We start from the raw sequence: 15,411 nt of genomic DNA, 5'->3' as shown, positions 1-15,411 counted from the left end.
AGCACCAGGGCCCATGGCGAGACGCTGACCAGGTCGAACACGCCGTCGTCCAGTGGGTCGGCTGGTACAACACCGAGCGCCTGCACTCCGCCCTCAACTACGTCCCACCCGAGGAATTCGAAGCCGCGTACTACCGTTCCCTGGCCACCTCGAACGCCGCCTGAAGACACGCAAACCGGCCGCTACGAAACTCGGGGCAGCTCAGCGGGCAGTGCCAAGGCGTTCCTGGCCCACGTGCGTGCCCTGCGCGACCGGGGGATCCACACGTCCTTCTCCGTCGGATACGCCGTCACCGAACCGGTCCGCAAAGCGGTCCGGGCCCTGCCCGACCGGGTCTGGCACCCGGCCCTGGAACAGGACGGCTCCCTGCGCGACGGGGCAGAGGTCGCCGAGCTGACCGGCATGGTCGACCTCACCGGCTACCCGGACGGCACTCGCATCATCGTGCGACGTGAACGGCCCCATCCCGGTGCCCAGCTGTCCCTGTTCGACCTCGACGAAGGCATGCGTCACCAGGTCTTCCTCACCGACACCCCACACGCGGGCGGTGGCACCCTGCAACACCTGGAAGTCCGCCACCGCGCGCATGCCCGGGTCGAGGACCGGGTCCGCTGCGGGAAAAGCACCGGCTTCGGCCGTCTCCCCTCCCGCCACTTCGCACTCAACGCTGTGTGGCTGGAGCTGTCCCTGGTCGCAATCGACCTGCTTGCCTGGACCCGCATCCTGCTGCTGGACGGCGAACTCGCCGACGCCGAACCAAAGAAACTCCGCTACCGGATGCTGCACGCCGCCGCCCGCATCACGCGCGGCGGGCGCCGATTGCACCTGCGGATCGCCGGAACCTGGCCCTGGCGCCACGAGCTCACGGCCGCATTCGCCCGCCTCGCAACCCTGCCCCGACCAGCAGCCTGACCGGCGAACCCACCGCCGTCCGCCCACAACCCAAGGAACCCTGGAGCACCCGGCCCGCGTCGGGCCCTCGCCATGCCCACAGCGCGGTCAACAGCACACAACCACCGCCAGCGCGATCAACCCAGCTCAACAGGCCCCAAGCGAAACGCAGAGGTTAGCTGCCTGAAGAGCGCGCTCACCGATCTTCCTTGCCGTCGACTCGCACTGCCGGCCGCCAGGGTCCTGAAGCTGATGGGGAGCCGCCCGGTGGATCGGCCGACGACCCAGGGTCCGCTGCGGGCATGTCCACCGCGTTGAGGGCCAATTCACCATTGACGGTGTAGTACGGGCGGACCCGGGACCGGCCTCGTGGGGTCTCCTCCAGAATGGTGATCGGGTAACGCAGGGTGCTCTTGATGTCTGCGTGGTCCGTGGCGAAGCGGGCGATGCGCACCGGGTCGCCGTCGACCAGGCGTACCCACAGGTCCCAGTTGTCGTGCTCCGTAACGCGCCGGGAAGCCGGGAGAGTGCAGGGCACCGTGAAGCGGAAGCGGTCCGGGGCGAGCAGCTCCGCTGCGATGTCGAAGTCCTGGGAGGAGCGCTGCCTTCCCTGGGCGATTATAGTCGGAGGCGTTTCCGCGGTGGTGCCCCACAGCTGGACGTTCACCATGATACGACCGTTCTCGACATTGATGTCCCCGGCTTCGGCGTGCACCTCGCGTGTCCGGACCCGTATAGCCAGGTATCCGTCGTTCGTGGTGTGAGGGGTCTGTATCTGCAAGGCCGGCCGTGATGTGCGTGGGCCTGCGATGTCCAGCAGGTTCCTGGTGTCGTACAAGCCGGTTCGCAGTCTGCGTCGCATGCCGGTGCATGTGGACTCTACGTGCACCTCCCAGTCGCCCTCGTCGAGGGGGCCTTCCACGGCCGGGATCACCGCTGCCGGTTTACTCGGGGTCTCGGGCGCATCCGGGTGAGTGGGCGGGACTCGCAGCGGTATGCGCACCTCGTGGTCGCTTCCGTCTTTGGAAGCCCGGCACAGCAGGGTGAGGTCTGAGGCTTGTTCGGGACTGGCGGAGGTGACGCGTACGGCGATGTCCCCGCGGGGCGTCACCCGCCAGTCCGCGGTCACGGGCAGCGCGCGGCGAATACGCAGGGCCTCGACCAACTCCTCGTACCTGGCGACCACCTGCTCCGGGGCGAACCTGCCGATGGACGCCCGGCTGCGCGCGCCCATCTCCTTTCGTTCCGCATCACCGCTCATCAGCGAGGCGAGCGCGTCGGACAACGCTTGGGTGTCGTCCGCGGTGACCAGCAGGCCGTTCTGACCATCCGTCAGAACCTCTCGAGGCCCGAAGTCGCAGTCGAAGGAGACGACAGGCACCCCGGCCCGCATGGCCTCGAGCAGAGGCGTGGCGAAAGGTTCGGCGCGAGAGGAACACACAGCGATGGAAGCCTTCACCCATTCGCTTTCCATCGAGCCTGAAGCACCCATCAAGAAGATCCGGTTAGACAGGCCGAGGCTGTCGATCACTGACAGGAGCCTCTGCCGCTCTGGTCCATCGCCGTGTATACGCAAGCTCCATCCGGGATGCTGTGTCGCTATCTCAGCGAAGGCGCGGATCAGTCGGTCGTACTGCTTGGCCGGCTCCAGGCGGCCTGCGGCCATCACGATCCGACTGGTGCCATGGCTGGGCGGCAACCGAGCCGCGGGCAGGCAGCGGGGGATGTGCCGGACGACTGTGTCGCAGCGCAGCAGCGCTGTCTGTAGTTGCTCGGTATCCCGCCGACTGACCGAGACCACAGCATCCAAATTTCCGTACCACCGCTTGATCTCCTCGCGTAGTTCGGAGGGCTGCATGGAGTAGCCGACGTGCTGGTGGGCAACGCGCAAGTAGCGATCGGATCCCATTCTGGCCAGGCCCACTGACAGTCCGGGCTCAGTGGCGATCACCACGTCAGCGTCGGTGTCTTCCAGGTACGCGGACAGGCGCACCTCGGTGAGTCTGCTGCGCTCAGTGTCCGAGGCTGGCATGATCAGGGCCGGTTGCTGCGCCTCGGGTCGATCCCCGTCGTATCGGTGGGACGTGAGGCGCTTCTCCACCAGGTCCCAGGTCACTGCCCTGGGGTCGTTGGGCAGCTCCGGACGGTCGCGGTCACGCTCCATGGAGACAATCTCCACCTGGTGGCGGTCCGCGAGGGCGTCGGCAAGGTGGAGGGTGCTGGCGACGGCGTCTCCCCCTCCGTATCGATTGTGCAGCAGAACATCGATCCTCATAGGTTCCTCCGCAGTCGGTCGGGGTGCCCGAGGGCCTTGGGGTCCGCTCTCGTGGCGATCCAGCCCTCGCCGGCCTGGACCGGCCAGACGGTTTCATAGCGGTCGAGGGCCTCCGCCCGGTCAATGCGTCCGCTGCGGGGGTCAGTCGGCTTCGCGGCGAGCCCATCATTCTGCTGGGCGCTGACGGAAACGATCGGCGGCCAGTCGTGTGCCGCAGCGCTCTCCCAGGAGCCGCTTGCGGCTGCGGCGGCGAGGACGGCGTCACCAAGCTGTTCCTCGGCCGGCCGGGTGGCATCCCCGAGGAGGTAGGTGCGAAGCAGATGGCGCCAAGGCAGGAGCACGTCGTCCTGGCGACCCCAGAGCAGGGCCTTGAGGTCAGCCACCCCTCGGGCATCGGAGGTGAGCAGGTAGGCGGCCCGAGCCGCGATGCTTCGTGCCCGCAGGCCCTCGGCCCCCAGCTCGGCGCAGTCAGTGATCGCATAGGGCTTGAGCGTGGCGATGTAATCGGAGACCACACTCGAAATGTCGCTGATCAACAGGTCGGACTCCGCAAAACAGTCGTACAGATGCGGCCCGTCGGCGGTGATCACCTGATGCTCCCAGGGAGTCCGGGCCTGCCAGTACGCTTTGGCGTGTACGGCTGTGGCCTGCCGGATCCGTACGTCCAGGTCGTTTGCAAGGCGGGTCGCGTCGCGGGACAGCTCCGCGTCGTCTCGTTCCTCGTCGGAGTTGGTGGCGAGAAGTCTGGTGATGTCCTCGGCTGCCTGCCGTTCGAGCTCGGCTGCATGCTCTCGTGACTGGCGGCCCAGCTCGGCCTGTCGGTGAAAGTGGCGGTCGGCGGCGAGTGCAGTGTTGGCACGCTCGATCAGCGTCATCAGGCGCTCGTGCACCCGCCGCGCTCGTGGATCGCGCACACCGGTGAGGGGGTGCGGTTTGTAGACCACTCTGACTTGGTCCTGGCCGTCCAGCAGCCGCTTCACGATATTCTCGCCTGCGAGCAGGAGAGAGGTGTTCTCCGGATCGTCCGTCCAGCCCTCCCACGTGGGCGCGTACAGCACCGTGGGGACCCGGCGGCGCTGCCCCGTTATGGGCGCAGCTGCGGCCGCGCGGCTCAGGCGATCCAGCTGCGGTCGGCCGACCTCGACGATTTGTTCCTCGCGGACGCCTACTGCCGCCTGGGCGTAGCGGTCCCGGCCGGCACGGCCGGCGACCCATATCTGGTCATAGACCTTGCTGAACGGATTAACACTGGCGACCTTGTCGCTGTCCCCGTGTCCGATGAAAACATGACAGACACCGGGGATACGCAGGAAGTGGATATTCTTGCCGACGTTGGCCGGGTAGAGCGCGACCCGTACCGACCTCATGTCCAGTGCCATGAGGTGGGTGGCGGCAGGTACGCACAGCACCGGCATCGACGTGGGCTCCAGACGGCGTGTCAGGATGCGTTCGCGCAGCAGCAGCAGGGGGCGGTGTCCCCTGCTCCGCAGTCGGGCGACGGTCTCCAGCCACATGTTGACCTGGTAGGCCGAGTCGCGGGAGCCACTGAAGTACAGCACCACGTCCGGTCGGTAGTCGGCGAGCCAGCGGTCGATATGGGACAGCACCGCCTCCTCGGCCGGGAAACGCAGCCCGCGTACCAGGTGCGGCAGCAGCTGCAGCAGCACCAGCGCGGCAGCCACTACGGCGAGCAGAAGCCCCGTGAGCACCCAGTGGGACTCGTCGGTGATCGCGCATACCCCCACACCGGCAGTGATCAACAGCTCCTGGTGCAGCAGCCGCTGGCCGGGTTTGCCAAGCAGCTGGTGTCGTGGGGTAGTGCTGATGGCAAAGTTGTCCAGTGGGATGTTGCGGGTAACCACTGGAAGCCTCCGGTGGCGACGGATCGCCGCGCATGTCCCCGAATACAGGGCTTGCAGCATCAGTAGTGTCGGCACCAGTACTGCAGCCTGCAGGTACTCGACCGATTGCGTCGCGCCGTTCCGCGCCATCAGCACCAGGAGTAGTGCGCTGCGCAGAACCACCCGCATCGTGACGCCGATCCGCAACTGGCCGAGCCGCCGCATCATCAGAGGCTCACGCATGTGCAGGTACAACTCCAGTGCGTAGCACCCCAGGCCAGCGGCGGCGAAGAGTGTCATGGAGGGCTGCAGGGCCGCGGAGAGCAACAGCAGGCAGCACACAGCCAAGATTATGAGCGCCAGCAGGCCTCGCAGCCGGGCTGCGTTGGTGCGCTGCTTGACCGTGGCGACCAGGGCAAGGGGAAGGGAGGTCACAGCCCTCGGACGACGCTTGGCCCGCCTGTTCACCACGGTGTCGGGTGATGGTCCGGCATTGCATGGGGAGCAGGACAAGACGACGGCGGTCTGCACTTCATACGGCGGCCTTCGGAGCGGATGGACAGATTCTTGGCGGTCCAGCATCGGAGGGGATGGGGGCCGCACATCCCGCACTACGTCCCTTGCCCGGATGTCGTTCATGCGCGTCGCGGCCAGTCCGCCTGGTCATGAACTACGGCGCCAATTGTCAGTCAGCGTGGACATGGCTGCCCGTTCGTACGTCGACCACATCGCTCCGGGCGGCATTGGCCCCGTCTCCCGGACGGCTTCGGTGGCTCTCCCGCTCCCAACGCCACGAACATCGCCCGTGGACCACGGACCGCACATGACGTGGTCACTCGCTGGATGAACAGCCTTGGCCACCACAGGAACACCGTGAATAACGCAATCCGGAGCAGTCGCCCGGCTGCACCTCTATGCGTAGTGCGGTGCCCGGTGCCCCGCCTTCAGCGGGATCTAGCGAGGAACCCCGGGAACCGCATCTCTGGACTGCTCTGACGTGCAGGTCACATCGGACGTTTCTGCTGCTCGATGTACTCCTTGATGACGGACAGGGGCGCTCCGCCGCAGGAAGCTGCGAAGTATGAGGGTGACCAGAAGTGTGCGCCCCACAGGTACTTGCGGATGTGGTCGGGGTACTCCTGGCGGAGCCTGCGGGCGGAGACGCCTTTGAGGGAGCCGACCAGTTTGGAGATGGAAGCTTTCGGCGGGTAGTGCACGAGCAGGTGCACGTGGTCGCGTTCACCGTTGAACTCGACCAGTTCGTTTCGAAGTCGGCGCAGACGGACCGCATGACTTCCTCGCAGCGTCGAAGGATCTCGTCAGTGAACGGTCCGCGCCGGTACTTGGGTGTGAAGACCAAGTGGGCGTGGAGGGTGTAGACGACTGTACGACCCCTGCGAATGTTGGGGTTTGGCTCCCAGCGTGGTGACATAGATCAATGATAGTAGGGTGTCCCGCATGAAGATCGTCGTGCAGGTGAAGCTGATGCCGGATGCCGTACAGGCACCGGCCATCGGTGCAACCCTGCGCACGGTCAACGAACGGGCCAACTGGGCGTCTGCCGTGGCGTTCGAGCACGGCGTGCCGCGTGAGTACGAACTGCGGAAGCACACCTACGCCGAGCTGAAAGCTTCCGGCCTTGGGGCGCAGGCGGCCCAGCACGTGATCAAGAAGACCCGTGACGCCTACGCCACGTTGAAGGCGAACATCCGGGCGGGGAACCTCGGCAGGCCCGGATCGAAGCGCAGGGCGAAGGCGGAGTCGAAGCCGATCACGTTCCGACCGGACTCGGCACAGCCGTACGACGACCGGTGTCTGTCCTGGCAGTACGACGCGCGGACCGTCAGTATCTGGACCACGGCGGGGCGGCTCAAGATCGTCCGCTTCGCCTGCTCCGCCGACGCACTCGAGATGCTTCGCGAGTACCGCAAGGGCGAGTCGGACCTGATCGAACGCGACGGCGTGTTCTACCTGATTGCGGTGTGCGAGATCCCCGAGGCCCAGGTCAACGAGAACCCGTCCGGGTTTATCGGTGTGGACCTCGGCATCGTCAACATCGCGACCACATCCACCGGCTACCGGGCCGCCGGGCGCGGCTTGAACCGCCACCGTAAACGGCAGTTGGAACTCCGCCGCAAGTTGCAGGCCAAGGGCACCCAGTCCGCGAAGCGGCGCCTCAAGCACCGCAGCCGCAAGGAACAGCGGCACGCCGCGAACGTCAACCACATCATCTCGAATCCGAGTGCGGCCACATCGACCGGAGGAACCGAGTCGATCAAGCAACGTTCGCGTGCCGCGCCTGCGGCGTCACCAAGCACGCGGACGACAACGCGTCCCACAACATCGACCGCAAGGGCGAAGCTGCGTGGACTGCGGGGCGTGAGTCACGCGTCCCAACCACCCTGTAGGCGGTCTGGACGGAGGAGACAACCCGACAGCCAGTTGGGCTCTACCTCCAAGCCCGGTCCTTTAGGACCGGGTCAAGTTGACCTCCCGTTGCCTGTCGCACCTGACATGTCATGCACACGCTTCAGTGGACAGTGCCGCCCAAGCTATCCACTTTCGGATGACTCGCAAAATATTGCCCCATCTTGTCCTCACGCATTGCCTGCCACAGCGGTGCAGCCCTTTCCCGGTCCAGCTGGACCACGCTCTGTCCCCGCACGGTGGCCAGTCCCGAGATGGGTACGTTCACGAAGGTCGTGTCGCGGCTGCGCAGTCCGGTGAGGCTCCATATGAGCGAACGCAGATCGGCGTTGCTCAGCCGGTCATCGACGCTGACCACATCGCTGAACGTGTCGAGTAGCGCGTTCAGCCGGGTCGGGCTGGTGAGCGTCCCTGGGCTCAGGATCTGATCCACCAGAGCGCGCAGAAAGTGCTGCTGGCGCTTGGTGCGGTCGAGATCGCCCCTGGGAAGGCTGTGGCGCTCGCGAACATACTCCAACGCCTCGGCTCCGTTGAGATGATGGGTTCCCACGGGCCGGTCGAGGGCGGAACCGCTCTTGGATGTTGACGTCGTGATGTCAACGCCGCCTACTGCATCGGTCATTGCAGTGAAGCCGTTCCAGTCCACAACGGCGACGTGGTCGATCCGGACGCCGGTGAGATTCTGGACCGTTTCGATCGTCAGCGGTGTTGCTCCCCAGGAGTAGGCAGCGTTGAGCTTGGCCTGGCCATGGCGAGGTATGTTCACCCAGCTGTCCCGGGGGAGTGACACCCCGTAGATTCGGCGCCGGTCGGCGGGCAAATGCAGCAGCATCATCGTGTCGCTTCGAGCCGCGCCCATCCGCCAGGCGTCGTTGCCAGCCGCGTGACCCGTCGTCGGCACGTCCGATCGCGTATCGAGACCGACTACGAGGAAGGTCAGTCCGACCCCGGGGGCAGGCTGCTTTTCCTCCGGAATCGTGGGGAAGGCGGAGGGGATCCGCGCGACTGAGTCGACCGTACGGTCCACAGCCCACCACGCTGTTCCCGTGCATGCGACAAGCACGGTAAGGAACATCGTCAGGGTCGCCCACAGGAGGGTGCGACGACGCCTGCGGCTCCTCGTCCGTAGGCTCCGCACGGCAGCAGGCGAGCCGTGCGGATCGTCATCTGTACCGGCGCTCCTTGCCGGCACGTCCGTGTTCGACCGCCAGGCTCCCATGGGTCCTCCTCCTCTGTGCCGGGCTGCCACCCGGAACCTCGTGCCCCCAGCCCCCACAGCGGGGGCACGAGGCGTACCGATGGGTCCCGCCCATGCCAACGGCAAATTCGACGAGCGAGACCCGCATGGAGTGAAGGCACCGGGCGCAGGAGCCACGGGTCGCCTCCACGCGAAGGGCGCCTCACGAGGCGCTTCGGGCCTCGCTTGTGTCTCGACAGCCGGTCAGCGCTGTCAGGCAGGCCCCTTTCTCATGCGGCTACGCACCACATCCGAGACGGGTTCAGATCAATGTTCAGGTGCACCGTTCTCGACCGGCTCGGACCAGTGTGTCGAGCTCGGGTGCCCCAGAGACGGAGCAGTACGAAACGAACGCATCTGCTCTGGATCGCAGCCTCATCACGGCCAGTTGTTCCGCTGCTTTACCCGCTGGCCCACGATCTTGCGGTCGGCCTGGCGCAGCCCGCCCCGGATGCCGAGGGGCTCGTCGGCTCGCAGCACGACCGACAGGCGGTCCCGTCGCACAGGGCAGGACTGGCAGGCCGACTTGGCCAGCCGTATCCGCTCGCGAGCACCGAAGCCCTGGGGCGGGGGAAGAGCAGCTCTCCCGATTCGTACTGACAGGCCGCTTGAGGCCACCAACCGTCAGACGGTCGTACTTCGAGCACCTCACGGACGAAGCTCCAGTCGATGGCCATGCCCTCTCCTTTCGGATGCGCCAACCGGGCGTACGCCCGACAGGCGTTGGTCGTTTGCTGAGGTGATGCGAACCAGCGGCTGCGATCGGGCGTAGCCACAGGTGTGCTCCTTGTCCCACCCCCATCAGGGAGGCACCGGGGCACGCACCACTATTCACCCCCGGAGCAGGGAGTCCCCCGGAATGTCGCAGACGCTGAGCGTGAACCCGAACGCGGCCTATGGACACCGCACGATCACGGAAGCGCTGCAGCACGCCCCAGAGGGAGCTGTGGTCAGCGTCTCGCCGGGCCGTTACGAAGAGAGTTTGTTGCTCGCTCAGAGCGTGACCATCCATGCCGAGGAAGGTCGCGGGAGTGTCGTGGTGGCCGCGCCCGAGGGCAGCACAGTGCTGTCTGGCGGAGCCGACGTGCGACTGGTCGGCCTGGTCCTCAACGGCCACGATCAAGACCGGCCGGTCGTGGATGTCGCCCTCGGCATCACCATGCTGGACGACTGCGAGGTGGGGGGCAACGCCTGGGCTGCCATCCTCTCTCGCGGCGAGGGCACTCTCTTCATGCGGGACTGCCAGGTCACCAACCCGGTCGGCGCAGGGATCGTGGCCACCGCCCCGACGAACGGCGTGATCGAGCGCTGTACGGTGGCACAGGTAGGCACCTCCGCGCTGGTGATCACTGATCGTGCCGACCCCCTGGTGCGGGAGTGCACGTTCAAGGAGACCCGGGGCAACGGACTCTGTGCTACCGGACAGGCCCGCGGAACCGTCGAGGACTGCCGGGTCACTGGGACCGAGAAGGCCGCCGTCGCCTTGGAGGACCGAGCAGCCACCCGTATCCTGCGCACCACGGTGGAAGACGTCGTGGACTGCGGCTTCTACCTCGCCAGCGACGAGCCTCTCTACCTGGAAGACTGCTCAGTGAGCAAGGCCGGCAGCCACGGCTTTGTAGTGGCCAAGGGGAGCGCTCCGGCTCTGCAGCGGTGCCGCGCGGTCTGCGTCCGCGGCTATGGATTCCTCGTCTCGGGATCCTCCCACGGCTCGTTCAAGGAGTGTCATGTCGCGGAGACCGAGGTCCCGGCCGTGTGGGTCGGCGGCAAGAGTGACCCGGTGTTCGAGAACCTGTCCGTCCGAGATTGCGGCGACGTGGGACTCGTTATCGACGAGGGCGCGGGAGGCACGTTCGACCGGCTCAGGATCAGCGATATTGCCCGGCACGGTGTGGGTATAACCGGTGGCGCCAACCCGCTGCTGCGCCATGCCTCGATCACCGGATGCATGGGCAATGGCGTCCATGTGACGCGCGACGGCCGGGGGCGGATGGAGAACTGCGAGATCACCAACACCGAGCTGGCCGGCCTACACGCAGAAGAGGGCGGCGCGCCGTACGTGTCGGGCACCAGTTTCAGGGGCAACCGCGGCGGTGGTGTGGTGTCCACGCTCGCTGGCACCTCCGTAACCCTCAGGGACTGCGACATCTCTGATTCCGGCAGCGACGGAGTGACCGTCCACGACGGAGGCGAGGTAGCGGCGACCCGCTGTCGCATCCACGACAACACCAGGGACGGTGTACGGATTGAGGACGAGTCGCGCGCATCGCTGACTGCCGTCGAACTCAACGGCAACGGCGGCAGCGGGCTACTGGCGCAGAGCGGCGAGGCCGTCCTCCATGACTGCACGTGCCGGGACAACAAGGGGTCCGGCGTACGCCAGCTGAGACCGACGGCCGCGTTGACGGTGGAAAACCTCACCAGCCGGGGGAACGGTATGCCCGACGCCTACGGTACGGCACCCCTCGGTGCAAGCTGCTCCCCCTCCCCCACCGACAACGGGCGGGAGGCAGGAGCCCGGCGGTGTGACTCCCCCTCCGCGGGCGAAATTGCCCCCGTGCCCGCAGACGGCGGCGAAAGCCCTGCGTCGCAGCCTCCGGGGAGGCTGGAGCAACTGCTCGCAGAACTGAACGCACTCGTCGGCCTGGAGGGCGTCAAGCGTGAAGTCACCACTTTGGTCAATCTCAACCGGATGGCGAAGCGCCGGCTGGAGATGGGGCTTCCGTCACCGCCCATGGCCCGGCACCTGGTCTTCGCCGGACCGCCCGGCACCGGCAAGACCACCGTGGCCCGGCTGTATTCCCAGATCCTGGCCTCACTCGGAGTGCTACGTGCCGGACACATGGTGGAGGTGGCACGGGCTGATCTCGTAGCACAGATCGTGGGTGGCACGGCCATCAAAACGACCGAGGTTTTCCAGCAGGCGCTGGGCGGACTGCTCTTTATCGACGAGGCGTACACGCTCACCGCGCAGGAAGGCGGTTCAGGGCCCGACTTCGGCAAGGAGGCGGTGGACGCCCTGGTCAAGCTCATGGAGGACCACCGGGACGATATCGCTGTGGTGGTGGCCGGCTACTCGCACGAGATGCGGTCCTTCCTGGCTTCCAACCCGGGTCTGGCCTCCCGGTTCAGCCGCACCGTCGAATTCGAGAACTACGCCCCCGACGAGATGGTCACCATCGTCGATATGATGTGCCAGCGTCACCGCTACGAGCTGGAGGAGTCGACCAGAGCCGCCCTTTTGGACCACTTCGTACGGATGCCGCGGGATGCTGCCTTCGGCAACGGCCGCACCGCCAGGAAGACTTTTGAGGAGATGGTCGACCGGCAGGCGTACCGGCTCGCCGACCTCACCGACGCCACGGCCACGGACCTGACGCGACTGCTGCCGGAGGACCTAGGAGTCACCGCAGTCACCATCGGCGCCGGCGCCCGACCTCAGAACCAGGCCCGTCGCGCGGAACTGCTCGAGCAGCTGCACGACATGGTCGGCCTACCACAGGTCAAAGCGGAGGTGACCAGCCTCGTCGACCTGCTGGCCAATGCCGGCCGACGCGAAGCGGCGGGACTCCCCGTCCCTTCCATCAGCCGCCATCTGGTCTTCTCCGGCAGCCCCGGCACCGGCAAGACCACTGTGGCCCGGCTCTACGGCGAACTGCTCTCCGCCATGGGCCTGCTTGTCCGCGGTCAGGTGGTGGAAGTCTCCCGGGCCGACCTGGTGGGCCGCTGGCTGGGCCATACGGCACAGCTCACGAAGAACGCCTTCGACCGGGCGCGCGGCGGCGTACTGTTCATCGACGAGGCATATACCCTCTCCCCCAGGGACGGCAATGACGGCTTCGGCCAGGAAGCCATCGACACCCTGGTGAAGCTCATGGAGGACCACCGGGACGAAGTCGTCGTGATCGTGGCCGGCTACCAGGAGGAAATGTCCCGCTTCCTGGCCTCAAACCCCGGCCTGGGCTCCCGCTTCGCCCAGCAGATCAAGTTCGAAGACTACTCCGACGAGGACCTGGTCACGATTCTCACGAATCAAGCGTCGGCCGCAGGATACGAGCTGTCACGCGCCACTGGCCAAGCACTGCTGGCCCACTTCGGCCAATTCCCCCGCAACCGCAGCTTTGGCAACGGTAGGCTCGCCCGGCAAACGCTGGAAGCGATGGTCACCCGTCAAGCGGGCCGGATAGGGCGACTCACCGACCCCGGACGCGAGGACCTGCGACTGCTACTGCCCGAGGACATCCCGGCGGCTGCAACGCCTTCGGACGCCAATTCCGGCCCGGTGGAAGACCTCGACGAGGAGCCGTCCCGCACTCCCCAGGCCATCTGGCTGCTCTGAGCTTGACTCTGTCGGGGATCTTGGGGTTTCCCGGTACGGCAGCATGATCAGTGGGCATGCTCGGGGCTGTTTCGAAGGCAGATGCAGTTGTCGAGGTGTCCGTTGTCCGTCCGTCCCCGTTCTGGTGAGCAAGTCCCCGCTCCGACTGCGCAGGTCGCGCGGGCGAGCAATCCGGGCGGTACGACGGCGATGTGGGTGAGAGACCGGCTGGACGGGCTGTGGTACGAAGAGGACTTCGCCGACTGGTACCCACGCGACGGGCGCCCCGGCCTCTCGCCCGCCCAGTTGGCCACCGTCTGTGTGCTGCAGTTCCTGCTCGATCTGTCGGACCGACAGGTGACCGAGGCGGTGCGCTGCCGCATCGATTTCAATTACGCCCTGGCCATGGAGCTGGACGATCCCGGCTTCCACCACAGTGTCCTGGCCGACTTCCGTGAGCGCCTCGCCCAGGGCGATCGTGCCGACCGCCTGCTCGACCTTGCACTGGCCCGTCTCAAGGACGCCGGGCTCGTTCGCGAACGCGGCACGCAGCGCACCGATTCCACCCATGTTCTGGCCGCGGTGCGCGACCTCACCCAGCTTGAGTTGATCCCGAGGCGGTGCGCGCCGCGCTGGAAGAAATCGCGGGCACCGCCCCGCACCTGCTGGCCGGCCTGGTGGACGAGGAGTGGGGACGCCGCTACGGCCGTCCGGTCCGCCTGGGCAAGAATCCCACTCGGCCCAAGACCAGGATCAACACCGCTGGCGACGAACCCTTACGGCTGCTGGAGCATCTCCGCGGGCCCGGGGCAGGCCGCGCGTTCGGTCCCCGGGCCCAGGCCCTGCAGTAGATCGTCGTGCAGAACTACTACCGCGACGCGGCGGGCCGCTTGCGCTGGCGCACTGACGACGACGACGGGCTGCCGCCCTCGTCCTGCGCGATCGTCTCCCCCTACGACCCCACGGCGCTCGTCTTCCTGATCCCTACCTGACGCCTCTACAGCAACGACGCCTTTCCCTCATCGCTCACCACGACGGTCTGCCGAGTAGCCGGGGGGATCTCACCCCCGGCCCTCACAGAATCCGTGCGTAACAGTCTCCCGTTACGCGGCTCTTGCCATTCTGATCACCAGGCCACGGACGCCGCTGTGGTCCATCTCCAGTGTGCGAACATGCGGGGGTACCGATCGGCAATCTCCCATATCTTCTGGAGCGCTTTCCGTAGCGCCGCGAGCTTCTTGTACTTCTGGCGGATCTAACGCACCAAGTAGGCATTGATGCGCATCAGGGGAGGAGTCAGTGCTGACCGGTAGAACCGGCCGAAGTACTGCATCCAGCCCCGCACGATCGGATTGATCCGTCGAGCGAGCTCTACGAAGGAGAGGTCAGACCGGGTGTGGAGCCGCCAACTGCGGACTTCCGCACTGATCCTCTTCAGAGCTTCCTTGCTGATCGCCGGCTCGAACGACGTGGACCGCCGTCCGTGCTTGTTCCGGCTCTCGCGTGCGCGAAACGTGTACCCGAGGAAGGTGAACTCCGTCTCCCCGAAGGGCGTCGGCGCTTACCGTCCCGCAGTACACGATCTGGGTCTTGTCGGGGTGCAATCGCAGCCCGACCTCCTCCATCCTGTCCATCAGCGCAGCCAGCACGTCGCGGGCCTGCCGCTCTGACACGCAGTGCACGACCGCGTCGTCGGCATAGCGCTCGAACGTGATGCCCGGCCACTTACGGACCAACCACGTATCGAACGCATAGTGCATGAACAGGTTCGCCAGCACGGGTGAGGTCACGCCCCCAACGCAATGGGCAACTTCTGCTTCGAGGTGACGCTCGGCTACCGGCGGCTGGAACTCCTTCCCCGCGCGGAGGGTAAGGGGCTTCACAGTGGGTAGTAGGTTTGTGACATGGTGCGTGGTGATCGTGTCGATAGCGTCGAGTACGCCCGGCGGGTCAACGCCGCCGCGGATCTGGCCGCAGCGGGTGTGCCCGTGGCCGCAGCCGCCCGCACGTTGGCGAGTAGGTACGGGGTGTCGGTGCGTCAGGCACGCCGGTATCTGAAGCAGGCCGTGGCCGCTGGACATCTCGAAGTCCCCGAGTCGAGCGTGGTGTTCACCGTCAAGCTGCCGGAATCTCTGGCAGGCAGGTCCGCGCTCATGCCCACGAGAGCGACCGGGCGATCTCCGCAGTGGTGGCTGTTTTTATCGGGGTGAAGTAGAGCCACTACTCCGGCCTGTTTGGGAGCCAGTAGTTCTCCGGTGAGATCGGGAGCCAGTTGGTGTGATGGTGTGGAACATGCCGCTTTCGGAGTAATCGCGAGTGGTTGCGCTGCAATGCCGCGTAGTTAAGAAACGGCGAGGATTTTGATGTCGGGTGGGTCGGGGTGATGGATGGTGGTTTCGGCGCGGAGTTTCTTTCTGTAGGC

Annotated in this window: 11 protein-coding genes and 4 pseudogenes; 8 read left to right on the top strand and 7 right to left on the bottom strand. The window is 66.2% G+C overall.

Annotated elements, in window-relative coordinates; all coding sequences use genetic code 11:
- Both ACWGI8_RS23870 and ACWGI8_RS23865 read left to right on the top strand, forming a co-directional pair.
- Positions 1-164 (top strand): integrase core domain-containing protein (locus ACWGI8_RS23870; protein WP_453663752.1); only part of this gene is annotated, 164 nt, incomplete at its 5' end.
- Between the two features lie 28 nt (positions 165-192).
- Positions 193-912: pseudogene (locus tag ACWGI8_RS23865) on the top strand (transposase); the annotation flags it as partial.
- Positions 913-1,087: 175 nt separating this feature from the next.
- Here the strand turns inward: ACWGI8_RS23865 and ACWGI8_RS23860 are convergent.
- From ACWGI8_RS23860 to tnpA, 3 genes and pseudogenes are all read right to left on the bottom strand, one after another.
- Entirely contained in the window at positions 1,088-3,007 is a 1,920-nt protein-coding gene (locus tag ACWGI8_RS23860) for a glycosyltransferase (RefSeq protein ID WP_453663747.1), read from the bottom strand.
- A 155-nt stretch (positions 3,008-3,162) separates the two neighbouring features.
- Positions 3,163-5,589 (bottom strand): CDP-glycerol glycerophosphotransferase family protein, encoded by a 2,427-nt coding sequence (locus tag ACWGI8_RS23855; RefSeq protein WP_453663746.1) that lies wholly within the window; start codon positions 5,587-5,589, stop codon positions 3,163-3,165.
- Positions 5,590-6,011: 422 nt separating this feature from the next.
- Positions 6,012-6,439, bottom strand: a pseudogene (gene tnpA / locus ACWGI8_RS23850) (IS200/IS605 family transposase).
- A 26-nt stretch (positions 6,440-6,465) separates the two neighbouring features.
- On the opposite strand from tnpA, the pseudogene ACWGI8_RS23845 reads away from it, so the two are divergent.
- A pseudogene (locus ACWGI8_RS23845) lies at positions 6,466-7,415 on the top strand (RNA-guided endonuclease TnpB family protein).
- Between the two features lie 122 nt (positions 7,416-7,537).
- On the opposite strand, the gene ACWGI8_RS23840 reads toward ACWGI8_RS23845, so the two are convergent.
- Entirely contained in the window at positions 7,538-8,461 is a 924-nt protein-coding gene (locus ACWGI8_RS23840; protein WP_453663744.1) for an LCP family protein, read from the bottom strand.
- A 588-nt stretch (positions 8,462-9,049) separates the two neighbouring features.
- On the bottom strand, positions 9,050-9,289 hold the full coding sequence (locus tag ACWGI8_RS23835) for a WhiB family transcriptional regulator (protein ID WP_453663751.1): 240 nt from the start codon (positions 9,287-9,289) through the stop codon (positions 9,050-9,052).
- Positions 9,290-9,530: 241 nt separating this feature from the next.
- Between ACWGI8_RS23835 and ACWGI8_RS23830 the strand changes: the two genes are divergently transcribed.
- The 4 genes and pseudogenes from ACWGI8_RS23830 to ACWGI8_RS23815 all read left to right on the top strand — a co-directional run bounded on the left by ACWGI8_RS23830 (position 9,531) and on the right by ACWGI8_RS23815 (position 13,981).
- Positions 9,531-13,010: a right-handed parallel beta-helix repeat-containing protein gene (locus ACWGI8_RS23830; protein WP_453663742.1), complete on the top strand. Its 3,480-nt coding sequence runs from the start codon at positions 9,531-9,533 to the stop codon at positions 13,008-13,010.
- Positions 13,011-13,091: 81 nt separating this feature from the next.
- A pseudogene (locus ACWGI8_RS23825) lies at positions 13,092-13,424 on the top strand (transposase); the annotation flags it as partial.
- A gap of 185 nt (positions 13,425-13,609) precedes the next feature.
- Positions 13,610-13,840, top strand: a complete 231-nt coding sequence (locus ACWGI8_RS23820; RefSeq protein WP_453663756.1) for a hypothetical protein — start codon at positions 13,610-13,612, stop codon at positions 13,838-13,840.
- A 6-nt stretch (positions 13,841-13,846) separates the two neighbouring features.
- Complete coding sequence (locus ACWGI8_RS23815; protein ID WP_453663754.1) at positions 13,847-13,981, top strand: hypothetical protein; 135 nt, start codon at positions 13,847-13,849, stop codon at positions 13,979-13,981.
- 263 nt (positions 13,982-14,244) lie between these two features.
- Here the strand turns inward: ACWGI8_RS23815 and ACWGI8_RS23810 are convergent, their stop codons facing one another.
- Entirely contained in the window at positions 14,245-14,418 is a 174-nt protein-coding gene (locus tag ACWGI8_RS23810; RefSeq protein ID WP_453663749.1) for a group II intron maturase-specific domain-containing protein, read from the bottom strand.
- On the bottom strand, positions 14,375-14,779 hold the full coding sequence (locus tag ACWGI8_RS23805) for a reverse transcriptase domain-containing protein (protein WP_453663740.1): 405 nt from the start codon (positions 14,777-14,779) through the stop codon (positions 14,375-14,377). The genes ACWGI8_RS23810 and ACWGI8_RS23805 overlap by 44 nt, the downstream gene beginning before the upstream one ends.
- A 114-nt stretch (positions 14,780-14,893) precedes the next feature.
- On the opposite strand from ACWGI8_RS23805, the gene ACWGI8_RS23800 reads away from it, so the two are divergent.
- Complete coding sequence (locus ACWGI8_RS23800; RefSeq protein ID WP_453663738.1) at positions 14,894-15,199, top strand: hypothetical protein; 306 nt, start codon at positions 14,894-14,896, stop codon at positions 15,197-15,199.
- Positions 15,200-15,411 lie beyond the last annotated feature (212 nt).

Source organism: Streptomyces sp. NPDC054841 (assembly GCF_053611045.1).
Note: the sequence above shows the minus strand (reverse complement) of the source record. Positions and strands in the feature narration are given on the sequence as shown.